Annotated in this window: 9 protein-coding genes and 2 rRNA genes; 8 read left to right on the top strand and 3 right to left on the bottom strand. The window is 50.7% G+C overall.

Annotation, left to right across the window (positions count from 1 at the left end):
- The first annotated feature begins 79 nt into the window (after positions 1 to 79).
- On the top strand, positions 80 to 571 hold the full coding sequence (locus tag KKH67_13730; GenBank protein MBU1320239.1) for a hypothetical protein: 492 nt from the start codon (positions 80 to 82) through the stop codon (positions 569 to 571).
- Between the two features lie 20 nt (positions 572 to 591).
- Here KKH67_13730 and KKH67_13725 read toward each other — a convergent pair whose 3' ends face one another.
- Positions 592 to 1,935: a DUF418 domain-containing protein gene (locus KKH67_13725; protein ID MBU1320238.1), complete on the bottom strand. Its 1,344-nt coding sequence runs from the start codon at positions 1,933 to 1,935 to the stop codon at positions 592 to 594.
- A 174-nt stretch (positions 1,936 to 2,109) separates the two neighbouring features.
- On the opposite strand from KKH67_13725, the gene KKH67_13720 reads away from it, so the two are divergent.
- The 7 genes from KKH67_13720 (at position 2,110) to KKH67_13690 (ending at position 11,305) form a co-directional block, all read left to right on the top strand.
- The gene (locus KKH67_13720; GenBank protein MBU1320237.1) at positions 2,110 to 2,760 is read left to right on the top strand and encodes a hypothetical protein; all 651 of its coding nucleotides are present in this window, start codon (positions 2,110 to 2,112) and stop codon (positions 2,758 to 2,760) included.
- A 364-nt stretch (positions 2,761 to 3,124) separates the two neighbouring features.
- On the top strand, positions 3,125 to 6,832 hold the full coding sequence (gene metH / locus KKH67_13715; protein ID MBU1320236.1) for a methionine synthase: 3,708 nt from the start codon (positions 3,125 to 3,127) through the stop codon (positions 6,830 to 6,832).
- Positions 6,833 to 6,874: 42 nt separating this feature from the next.
- Positions 6,875 to 7,816 carry a methylenetetrahydrofolate reductase gene (locus KKH67_13710; GenBank protein ID MBU1320235.1) on the top strand — a complete coding sequence of 314 codons (942 nt, stop codon included), beginning with the start codon at positions 6,875 to 6,877 and terminating at the stop codon, positions 7,814 to 7,816.
- Positions 7,817 to 8,093: 277 nt separating this feature from the next.
- A complete protein-coding gene (locus KKH67_13705) occupies positions 8,094 to 9,077 on the top strand; it encodes a hypothetical protein (protein MBU1320234.1) in 984 nt (327 codons plus the stop codon).
- Between the two features lie 321 nt (positions 9,078 to 9,398).
- Entirely contained in the window at positions 9,399 to 9,902 is a 504-nt protein-coding gene (locus KKH67_13700; protein MBU1320233.1) for a transposase, read from the top strand.
- A gap of 313 nt (positions 9,903 to 10,215) precedes the next feature.
- On the top strand, positions 10,216 to 10,719 hold the full coding sequence (locus KKH67_13695; protein ID MBU1320232.1) for a hypothetical protein: 504 nt from the start codon (positions 10,216 to 10,218) through the stop codon (positions 10,717 to 10,719).
- A gap of 64 nt (positions 10,720 to 10,783) precedes the next feature.
- Complete coding sequence (locus KKH67_13690; GenBank protein MBU1320231.1) at positions 10,784 to 11,305, top strand: DUF4410 domain-containing protein; 522 nt, start codon at positions 10,784 to 10,786, stop codon at positions 11,303 to 11,305.
- Between the two features lie 210 nt (positions 11,306 to 11,515).
- Here KKH67_13690 and rrf read toward each other — a convergent pair.
- A 5S ribosomal RNA gene (gene rrf, locus KKH67_13685) occupies positions 11,516 to 11,632 on the bottom strand.
- A 137-nt stretch (positions 11,633 to 11,769) separates the two neighbouring features.
- Positions 11,770 to 12,242: ribosomal RNA gene (locus KKH67_13680) — 23S ribosomal RNA — on the bottom strand; the annotation flags it as partial.

Raw genomic sequence — 12,242 nt, 5'->3', positions numbered from 1 at the left:
TGACCCCAATTGGGATACCGCGCATCCTCTTTCCCAAAGAATCTATCTAACCTCTTTGAACACTTGATCGGAGGACAGAATGCCAAAGCGGTGCGTTATTCTATTGGGCTTCGCCATCGTCACTCTCTTTCTCGTTCCTGCGTCGATATTTGCCCAGGACAAGCCGATTCAAATTTCCCTCTTCACGCCGGTTCAGATATTCCCGGAAGATAACCCGATAAAAGGCCTTAGGCTCAACTTCATATACGGCCGAAGTGTGTCCGTAATGGGCCTGGATATTGGGCTTGTGAACCACACAACAACCGGCGTATCCAAAGGGCTACAGTATGGGGTCGTCGGATTGGTGGAGAATGACTTCGTCGGATGGCAGGATAACGGTGTCAACATCGTACAGGGTCATTTCGAGGGATTCCAGTGGGGCATTGTAAACCATGCCAGATCGGCAAGCGGATTCCAGCTCGGGGTGGTAAACTATGCCGGAACAATGCGGGGTCTGCAGATCGGTATCGTAAACATTATCAGACAGAATGGCGCGTTCCCGGTATTCCCGATCGTGAATTGGTCATTTTAGTAACCCTTGTGCCCTCAGGATCAACTTCCTGAGGGTGCGGCACGGTTAGAATCAGCGATTCGCATAGGCTGCCTGTGCCAGTAGACCACCGATCTCCATGCCCACTCAGCCGGACCAAACCTGAACCGGTTCATCCACCAGCGACTGAGTACCAGCTGGAGTAGCCACACTGCGAGCACGAATCCGAGTAACTCGAAACGCTCAAACCGTCCGAAAAGGCCGAAGCCAAATCCGTAGAAAATCGCAGTGCAAATGAGACTCTGCATCAGGTAGTTTGTCAGTGCCATCTGCCCAACACCAGCAAGCAGGCGGCGCAATCCCGACAGTGTACCCGATTTGCAAATAGCAAGAACTACACCGGCATGTCCGAGCGCCACCAGCACGCTACCGATGCCGTTGAGCTGATTTCCGATCATGAATCGATGGACAATATCAAACTCATGAGCGATCATCGAATTGGTGCCGAATATGGTCAGTGGCAGCCCAATGGCATAACCGATGACAGCCATTCCCACATAGAATCGCATTGACCTTCCGGCAGAGAACACTCGCAGCTTCATCAGAGACATCCCGAGAAGCATGAGTCCTGCAACACGCCAAAACATCACAAATGCCAATGCCTGCGTCTGCATCATGATTGTCTCGGGCACTCGCTGAGCGAGATTCTCCGAATATCCGCCGCGATATGCCTCAGTTTCTGCCGCGATTTCCTCGTCCGTCACTTTGAACATCGACTCGATTTCACTCCAGGCTTCCGCCATCGCCTCCTGATACGAAGCCACTGCCTTACCCTCAGCGCGAGCGACCTCAACCTGCTCCGATGCGCTCCTCAGCATCTTGAATTGAAAGCCGGAGCCAAACTGAATAAGCAAGCCAAAGAGCAACGTTACAATTCCAAGTATCATCAGAAATCTCGCAGACTTACGCCGGAAGAGGAATAACAACAAACCACAGATCGCATAGGTGACCAGGATGTCGCCGTACCAGATTAAGTAGCTGTGTATCAGTCCGAACAGCAGCAGCCAGAGCACTCGTCTGTAGTACACTCCACCGAGTGGCACACCTCGAGCCTCGAACCGCTCATACAGTAGCACAATACCGGCTCCAAAGAGCATCGAAAAGATCGCCATCATCTTGTTCAGGAAAAAGGTCGATGCGAATAACCATTCATACAGGTTAATACCGGTGAATCCTCCGGACAAACTGGGATTGAAATACATCGCAGCCGGTAGCGCAAAAAACTCAATATTGATAAACAGGATTCCGAGAAGTGCGACTCCTCGCAGGACGTCGACTGAAGCAATCCGCTCTGCCTGTCCAACGGGTGCCACGACTCCGCTGGCTGGTGGTGTCTTTTCGTGCATCAAGTTCCCTTCTTCTCATTACGTGCATACGGTTCGATAGAAGTTATGTTTCATTCATACCTTTTTCAAGACATTTGTGATGGCAATGCGCAGGTCCCCCCTTCTGCAAATCAGGGAATAATCCGTCTGCTAAGATATAAGGGTTGTGAAACCCGCTTTGGCAAGGGAGGAGCCATGAACAGAGTGATTCACCACAGATTGATACAGATCGCTATTGTCATTGCAGCAGTGGTGCCTATGGTATTACGCACACAGGTGGCATTACCGGCGGACAGCTGTCTGACACAAGCGGAGTATGAAATCTACGAGATGATCCTGACCGATGAAGAACCACTTGATGAACTCGATGCATTCATTAAGAGCGAGCGTCCTGATTACGTGATACCGAGGTTGAAATTGCTGGTCGTCTCCAATACAACGGATCCGAACATCGGGGATTCACACGGGATCGATACCGAGCGTATGCCGGACTCGATTGACTTAGAAACACGAAAAGCGATGATCGCTGACCTCGAAAGAAGAGAGAGTTGCTCACTAGAGGACAAATTCTCGGCGATGGTTCCGGTGCAGATAATCACAAACGAAGAGCTCGATTCATTCGAAGGTGACGAATACGGAATGTTCTGGAGCAATATGCGCGAGAAGTTCGGACCGTCTGCAGTTGTCCATTTCTCACGTGTCGGGTTTGACGAGACCGGTGAATACGGCGTGCTGTATTACAGCTATTCGACCGGTGGACTTTCGGGCGCAGGGTACTTGATGACAGTTCAGAGAACTGATAAAGGCTGGCGCCTATGCTACGCCAACATGATCTGGATATCGTAACTCCCTGCGCCATCGGGAATGACATCGTCTGGATTCGCATCATCTCGTGGTTACCGTACGCCCCCGTACGCCCCCGTACGCCAGTTTGCAGGTCAGCATCCTTGCGTGTCCTGACGGAGCAGGGAATCGCAGCCCTGTTCCAGGATCACAGCCACCCTGAGTACGGTTAGATGACGAAGGAACTCGCTCCGATGTGAATCCCTGATCGCATAGACATTTCAGAGCATGGCAGAGCTGGAGAAATGGCTTGAAATGCCGGCATAAGTGTCATAACTTTACGAGTCGGACGGGCACCCAGCCGGAGTTATGCTGTTACGTAGTAGTACTTCAGGTGAATCGGCATGGCTATGAAAGGACTGTACTGGTGGTATCTCGAAAAGATCTGCTTGTTGAGGCTTTAACGCAGAGGATTCTGGTTCTTGATGGGGCGACCGGTACAATGATCCAGTCGCACGGACTCGAAGAACATGATTTCCGAGGATCAGAGTTCGCTGATCACGAATGCAGTCTTCAAGGAAATAACGACATTCTGTCAGTGACTCGTCCTGAAGTTATCGAAGACATACACAGGAGATTCCTGCAGGCTGGCGCTGACATCATCGAGACTAATACTTTCAATGCCAGTGCAATCTCCCAGGCGGACTATGCAACCGACAAACATGTATACAGAATGAATCTCACTGCAGCGCAGATTGCCAGCAGAGTTGCAGCCGAGTTTAGCGAGACCAATCCTGAGAAGCCTCGTTTTGTGGCAGGCTCGATCGGACCGACTAATAAGACATGCTCTATATCTCCGGATGTCAACCGACCCGGATATCGTGCGGTGACGTTCGAACAGATGAGAGATGCCTATGCAGAACAGATCCGCGGACTTCTTGACGGAGGAGTCGATATCCTCCTCGTTGAGACTATCTTCGACACCCTGAACGCCAAGGCTGCGCTGTTTGCCGCGCGGACGATCATCGAGGAACAAAACATTGATATGCCCATCTGGATTTCCTGCACGATCTCGGATGCAAGTGGCAGAACTCTATCAGGACAGACTATAGAGGCTTTCTGGTTGTCGATTGCACATGCAAAACCATTGTGTGTCGGTCTGAATTGTTCACTCGGTGCTGAGGCTCTCAGACCGTACCTGGTCGATTTCTCACGAGTTGCCAACACGATGGTCGGGATTTTTCCGAATGCCGGTCTTCCCAACGAATTCGGTGAGTATACCGAATCTGCCGAACAGATGGCCTCTATACTGGAAGATTTCGCTCAGGATGGCCTTGTCAATATTGTCGGTGGATGTTGTGGAACAACACCTGATCATATATCGGAGATTGCGCGCAGAGTAGGCTCTTTGTCACCCAGAAATGTGCCGCAGATCGATAAGGCTCTTCGCTTGAGCGGGCTTGAACCTCTCGTGGTTGATCAGGATTCCCTCTTCGTGAATATCGGTGAGCGAACCAATGTGGCCGGGTCCGCGAAATTCGCCCGATTGATCAGAGCAGGTGAGTTTGAAACGGCTGCTGAAGTGGCGCTGCAACAGGTGCAAAATGGCGCGCAGATTATAGATGTCAATACTGATGACGCTGTCATTGATTCGGTCAGTGCGATGTCGGAGTTTCTTAATCATGTAGCATCAGAACCAAACATCAGTCGGGTGCCCATAATGATTGACTCCTCTGATTGGAAAGTACTTGAGACCGGTCTGAAGCACATTCAGGGAAAAGGCGTTGTCAATTCGATCAGTCTCAAGGATGGCGCGGAAGAATTCAAACGCAGAGCGAGCCTGGTTGCCAGATATGGCGCCGCAGTCGTTGTGATGGCTATGGACGAGAAAGGCCAGGCGGATTCGTTCGAACGTAAGATGGAGATATGCACTCGAGCATACAACATACTCGTGAATGAAGTTGCCTTCGCTCCAGAAGATATAATCTTCGATCCGAACGTCTTCGCCATTGCAACCGGCATGGAAGAGCACAACAACTATGCCGTAGATTTCATACAGGCGTGTGAGGCTATAAAGAGAACACTGCCCCACGCTTGTATTAGCGGCGGTGTGAGCAATCTGTCGTTTTCTTTCAGAGGTCAGAATGCTGTTCGAGAAGCTATGCATTCCGTATTTCTTTACCATGCGATTCGCGCAGGCCTGGATATGGGAATCGTGAACGCAGGGCAGCTACCCGTTTATGATGAAATCGAATCAGAACTCAGAGATGCTGCAGAAGACACTATTCTCAACAGAAACCAGAATGCAACCGCGAAATTGACAGAACTCGCATCGACAATCTCAGGGAGAACGAAAACAAGAAAAGCAGATCTTTCATGGCGAACTTCTTCAGTTGAGGAAAGATTGTCGCATTCGCTCGTCCACGGGGTAACAGATTTCATAGAAGATGATGTGAACGAGGCGCTGGCAGAATACGAAAACGCAGTGCGGGTGATAGAAGGGCCGCTGATGGATGGCATGAACCGAGTCGGAGAGCTGTTCGGTTCCGGTAAGATGTTTCTGCCACAAGTGGTCAAGTCAGCACGAGTCATGAAGAAGGCAGTGGCCGAGTTGATGCCTGACATCGAGGCTGGGAACACGCAGAATAGTCGAAGTTCGAGAGGAAAGATCCTCCTTGCTACTGTCAAGGGAGATGTGCACGATATCGGAAAGAACATAGTTGGAGTTATACTTGGCTGTAACAACTATGAGATTATAGACCTTGGCGTAATGGTTTCTGCCGAGAAGATCATCAAAACTGCCGTCGAACAAGATGTCGACATCGTTGGATTGTCTGGCCTCATCACACCGTCTCTCGCGGAAATGACTCATGTAGCGACCGAAATGAAGAGGCATGGTCTCAAAGCTCCATTGCTTATCGGTGGAGCTACTACTTCAAAGCTCCACACCGCTCTGAAAATCGACCCTGCTTACTGTGGAACCGTAGCCTATGTGCGAAATGCATCGCTGAGCGTAGCGGTAGCGGGTAATCTCGTCAGCGAAGAAAAGCGAGGCGAGTTCTCCGATCAGATCGCCGGAGAGTATGCTAAATGCCGAGATGATTATGTCACGCGCAGCAGTTCTACACGACTGTTATCTCTCGATACGGCTCGAGCACAAGCGTTCTCGATTGACTGGAACGGATACAATCCTACAAAACCACATCTGCTTGGCGTGAAAGTGTTTGATGATTATCCGATCTCTGAGCTTGTTGATTACATCCACTGGACTCCGTTCTTTATCGCATGGGATATGGTGGGCAAGTTTCCGGATATCTTTGAAAACGAGAAGATAGGATCAGAGGCCAAGATCCTGCATGATAACGCGCTCGAACTCCTCGACAGGATTGCGAGGGAAAAGCTACTGACTGCTCGAGCGGTCATGAGATTAGCACCTGCAAACTCCGTTGGCGATGATATAGAGGTCTATACAGATGATAGCAGGACCACCGTTGAGTTTGTAATTCACTGTCTGCGTCAACAGAATCCTAAAGCGAATGTGACAACATGTCACTCTCTCGCGGATTTTGTGGCTCCGAAGGACAGCGGTTTGAAAGATTACTGCGGAGCATTCGCTGTGACGGCCGGATTCGGGGTGGCGGAACTTGCACAGAAGTTCGAAAGAGACGGTGATGACTATAGCGCAATTATGACTAAAGCTCTCGCTGACCGTCTTGCGGAAGCGCTGGCAGAGCGCATTCACGAGCGTGTTCGAACTGAGTTCTGGGGATATGCAGCGTCCGAGCATTTCACAAACGAAGAGCCGGCAAAAGAGAAATACGCTGGCATTCGACCCGCGCCAGGCTATCCTGCCTGCCCGGACCACAGCGAGAAACCGACCCTGTTCGAATTTCTCGACGTGGCTAACACGGTGGGGATTAGACTGACGGAGAACTTCGCGATGCATCCGGCAGCTTCAGTATGCGGATACTATTTCGGTCACCCAGACTCGCGTTACTTCGCAGTCGGCAAGATTGGCAAGGATCAAATTGCTGACTACGCCAGGCGAAAGAAGATGTCGGTACATGAAATCGAGAAGTGGCTATCTGCGAACCTTGCATACGAAACTAAGCCGATCATGCAGAAGGGTGTGTAGCGTGCGGTTCAGTGTGCGATTCATCACGCGAGGACGGTTCATATGTACGTAACAGAGCACATAGAAAGACTGAGCAAACCGGTACTTAGCTATGAAATCATCCCTCCACCAAGGGGGAAGTCGGCCCAGGATATTCTCGATATTGTGGAGCAGGTCATTCCGTACGATCCTCCCTTCATTGATGTTACATCGCACTCTGCAGAAGCGCATTATTCTGAATTGAATGATGGCGTTGTGGTCCGTCGGATAAGGAAGAAGCGTCCCGGCACAATCAGCATATGTGGGATTATACAAAATCGTTACAAGGTCGATACAGTCCCACACATACTCTGTCGAGGTTTCACCCGCGAGGAGACCGAGGATGTGATGATTGAGCTGAACTTCCTGGGCATTCACAATGTGCTTGCTATTCGAGGTGATGAAATCAATTACCAGAAAGCAATTCACAGCGGCCGGACTGTTAACCGGTATGCGAATGAACTTGTAGAGCAGCTTGCAGGACTGCAGCGAGGTGACTACCTGGAAGAGATTGAGAACTCCGAACCAATCCCGATGTGTATAGGCGTTGGCGGATATCCGGAGAAGCACATCGAATCTCCGAATATGAAGAGTGAAATCCGAATGCTGAAGCAGAAGGTTGAAGCTGGTGCTGGCTATGTTGTAACTCAGATGTTCTTCGACAATGCCGACTATTTCAATTTCGTGAAGCTCTGCAAGGAGGCCGGCATAGACGTTCCCATAATCCCGGGCATCAAGATCATCTCCGGCGCCCGACAGTTGACCAGTCTGCCGAAGAACTTCCATGTGAACCTGCCTGACGAACTCGTAGACGATGTACAGCAGAATCCGAAGCATGCGCTTGAGATCGGTGAGAGATGGGCTGTCAAACAATGCACGGAGTTGTTTGAGAGTGGAGTGAAAGTCATCCATTGCTATATCATGAACGATGTTAGTTCAGTGCTCAGAGTACTGAACAAGCTGTAGATACTTCTCGGCGATCGGGCTGCAAACGCACACGAAGACGGCTTGTCCAAGTCACCACTCTGTATGAAGCTGTTCGATATCAGTCTCTCCACGCGCCGTCAGGAATATCCCTTCCTGACGGCCAAATTTCTGTGGTTGGCGTTCGTCCCCATGCACCAATAAAGCAAAGGTCTTCCTTGACAAAGCGAGTTGTTTTGGATTAGCTTTGCATCGAAGAGCAGATAAAAGATCTGCAACCAAACACATTTCGCATACCGCTAATCGAGGGAGATATCATATGAGAATTACAATCCTTGCGATCGCGCTGATTCTGTTGAGCTGCCAACAGATTTGTTGGGCGCAGGAACGACTGGCGGTTCTTCCGCTCAGTGGGATAGGTGTTGACGCCTCGACTCAGGAGACAGTCCATCAGCTTCTGGTCTCCGAGATCACGCAGTTGAACAAATACCAAATCGTTTCCGAGAATGATGTCCTATCAGCAATGGGCGATCGGACTTGCGCGGATGCTGCCTGTGCAGCAGAAATTGGAACGATGACGGGCGCATCGAAAGTTGTCTACGGTAGCTTGAACAGGCTTGGCGAGAAGATCATCTTTCAATATCATCTAATCGATGTCTCCTCAGGAGAGACCCTTCTCTCTGATGACTTGACCGCATTGCAGGTCGAAGAACTTGATCAGGTGGCAAAGCGGGTTGCTGCGAGTATTGTTCAGCAGAAACCTGTAGAGAAAACTATCGAGGTCGGCACCGTGACCGAGAAGGAGTCGCAGGAATCAAAGGAGCGTAAGGCGAATTCATCCTGGGGAATCGGATTCGGTTACCTCTACCCGCAGGATGGCTACGACAATTACGACAATAAAGACCGGTTCTTCGTCTGGGATTTCAGGAGTATCTTTGAAATGCGGCATATAGCTGTCGATGCACTGCTCGGAATTCGAAACGGCATCGCGCTCAATGTTGGGTGCCTCTATTTGGTCAGCAACAAAGACTTCAGTCCGTATGTCGGCGCTGGTGTCGGTTTTCATGCGGTGTCGCACGAGACTACATATGCCAGCCCTGCTGCCTACGATAATCGGGAAGACAAAGCCGATGACGGATTCGAAATTCTACTCAAGGGTGGCATGTTGGCATTTCGGACTTATGATTTCCGCGTGGTTGCGACTGTCGAATACAGCATGACTTTCAACGACTACGATGACCGCGCGATTGTGCTGACCATCGGCGTGATGCGCTCCGGCAGCAGAGTCTTCGGCATCTTCTAACTCTGAGGTCGGTCAAAACCTCTGCGGTTTTCGCGCCGTTAGGAATCCCTTCCTGCTATGATGATTGTCAAGGGTTGATTCCCAACGTGGGCGGCAGACCCTTTGAAGCTCAGGACTCGCCACCCGGCCTGCCCCATTTTGCCTTGACACGATTCGCCGATCGTGGTATGATAGCAGTGATATCGAAGTATGTGATTGATGACAGGGGCTGATAGAGAAACCAAGTAGGGCAGGTCTTTCCGAGACCTGCCGATCTGAAAGAAGCTTGCAGCACGTAGGGCAGGTCTCCCCGAGACCTGCCGACTTGAAGAGAGTTTGCAAATGTCAAAACTGCTTCGTCATTTTTCGGACGGTCAAATCTACTTCATAACAATGGTAACTTATAGGCGCCGGAGCATACTCATAACGCATCATCATCTCTTCTGGGAATCACTCATGAAATACATGCACGAAATGGTCTTCCGCCTCATTGCTCATGTCGAGCTGCCGGATCATACTCATATGATAATAGATCCCTGCAAATGTAACCTTTCATCAATCATCCAGAAGGTGAAACTCTCGTTTTCAAAGAAGGTCAGTTACGCCTTACATAGGGATTGTGGTCGTATCTGGCAAAGTCGTTTTTGGGACCACATGATCAGGGATCAAGATGACATGAACAGGCATATCGATTACATTCACTACAATCCGGTTAAGCATGACTATGCAGACAGTCCATGCGACTGGCGTTTCTCTTCTTTTCGCGAATATCAGGAGGAGGGATATTACGCCCCGGATTGGGGAACCGCAGGCGTGCCGGTCTTGGACGGGAAGTATGGAGAGTAGGAATATTGTATACATTGGCAGGTCTCGGGGAGACCTGCCCTACTTTACTTGTGGGACAGCCTCTCCCCGTGCACCAAGATAGCACCATTTGCCTTGACAAAGAGCGGCAGACCAAGTATGATTGATTTGATACTAAGGAATGCGAACGACGACAGGGGCTGAATTGGGCGCCAAGACGGTGAGATGTGATTCATGCTATACAACGTGCGCCGTCTCAGCAGTGCCGGTGCGGAAATGAATATGGACAGTAGGAATAGGTCATAGATCGGCAGGTCTCGGAAAGACCTGCCCTTGACTGGGAAGGGATGAGTCTATGAAAACATTCCATTTGTCAGCGCTGGTCTTTGTGGCTGCTCTATTTGCCGTACAGCAAGCCGCGGCACAGGACATCGTTGACTTTGATCGTTTCCGGGTCCTGTTGAACAACGGGCAGCGCATCGAAGCCAGAGACGGAATTCTCACATCCGACAGCCTCACTGCGACGAAGTCCGGTGGGGAGAGGCTCAGTATTCCACGCGAACAGATTCGTGCCATGGACCGCTATAAGGGCTCCAGAGCTGGCACCGGGTTCATGATTGGAGCCGCGATGGGGCTGTCCGCGGCATTGCTGGGTTACGCTGAGGTTAAATCCGACCCCTATATGGAGGTCAATGAGGACGCGGTCGCGCCCGTCTTCATTGGGTTCACGCTGGGCGGCGGTCTGATCGGTTTGGCGGTCGGCTCGGCAAGCAAGAAGTGGGAGCGTGTTCCCTTGGAACCTTCTGCCATTTCCATCACGGCAGACGGGCCGCGAGTCACGTTCACGCTGCGCTTCTGAGCACCGATCTGACATGACGACATTGAATATCGCGTAAGTACCGACTAATGCAAGGAGATATATCATGAAGATCGGTAAGATCGCGCTTTCATTAGCAGCAGTCGGTCTGCTGCTATTGCAGGTAGGCTGTGCCGGAAGCAAGGCATTGGCAGTTCGTCCGCTCGAGACGAACCTGAGCCCGTTTACCTCCATCTACTTTAGTACTGAGTCGTCCATTGTTGATGACGTATCACAGCAAATGGATGATTTAGAGGTGGAGTTTCTTGAGAGGCTTAATAAAGAAGGGTACTTCCCGACAGCTTTGCTCGGCACATGTGCCGAGAACTGTGAGAAAGCTCTCGTAATAAAGGCTGTTGTCTCCAGTGTGAAGAAGGTAAGTGGGGCGTCGCGATTCTTCCTTGGCGCATTTGCGGGTAAAGCCTCATTGACGACCGAAGTCACGTTCATCGATGGCGGCAGCGGTGCTACGATAGGCTCTTACGAGGTGACTGGCAAGTCCGGCGGGACCGGTTACTCGGGCGGAACCGGTGACGCGGTCAAGAAGACGGCCAAAGCAATAGTGGAGCTCATCAAGGAGAACTTCTAGGGGCAGCAGACGCTGTCCGACAATGTTGCAGGTTACTTTTCCGGACGGGTGGCCTCTACAAACATGTTTGGAGATGTTGCGCGTCGGTCGCCCCCAAACAAGCCAAGTAGGGCAGGTGGCCCACCCTTTGGGTGGGTTTCTTGTGTGGCATCATTTACAAATAGACCAATAGCAAAAGCCCGCTTCATCTGAAGCGGGCTTTCTAATTTAACCCGGCAGCGTTCTACTCTCCCACATCTGCAAGGATGCAGTACCATCGACGCTGTGAGGCTTAACTACTGTGTTCGAAATGGGAACAGGTGTGGCCCTCACGCCATCGCCACCGGAAAAATAGCTTATCACTAAAATATCAAGGTCACTCCCTGCGTAATCAGGGAGTCCAAATACATCTGAGTCAAATTCTTGAGTTGAGCGTATTTAGGATTTGATCTGTAATCCTATCTCGAGGCACGAGATAGAATTTTATGATCAAGTCTCACGGCTTATTAGTATCACTCGACTGAACACATCACTGTGCTTACATCTGTGACCTATCAACCTGGTACTCTTCCAGGAGCCTTTAGAGCATAAAGCTGGGAAATCTAGTCTTGGAGTGGGCTTGGCACTTAGATGCTTTCAGCGCTTATCCCTTCCGAACGCAGCTACTCTGCACTGCCGCTGGCGCGACAACAGATACACTGGCGGTTCGTCCAACCCGGTCCTCTCGTACTAAGGTCAGATCTCCTCAAATTTCCTACGCCCGCACCAGATAGGGACCGAACTGTCTCACGACGTTCTAAACCCAGCTCACGTACCACTTTAATTGGCGAACAGCCAAACCCTTGGGACCTTCTCCAGCCCCAGGATGTGATGAGCCGACATCGAGGTGCCAAACCCCCTCGTCGATGTGGACTCTCGGAGAGGATCAGCCTGTTATCCCCGGAGTACCTTTTATCCG

The organism is Candidatus Zixiibacteriota bacterium (assembly GCA_018820315.1).
GTDB lineage: Bacteria > Zixibacteria > MSB-5A5 > JAABVY01 > JAHJOQ01 > JAHJOQ01.
This window is presented reverse-complemented; position numbering and strand designations above follow the sequence as displayed.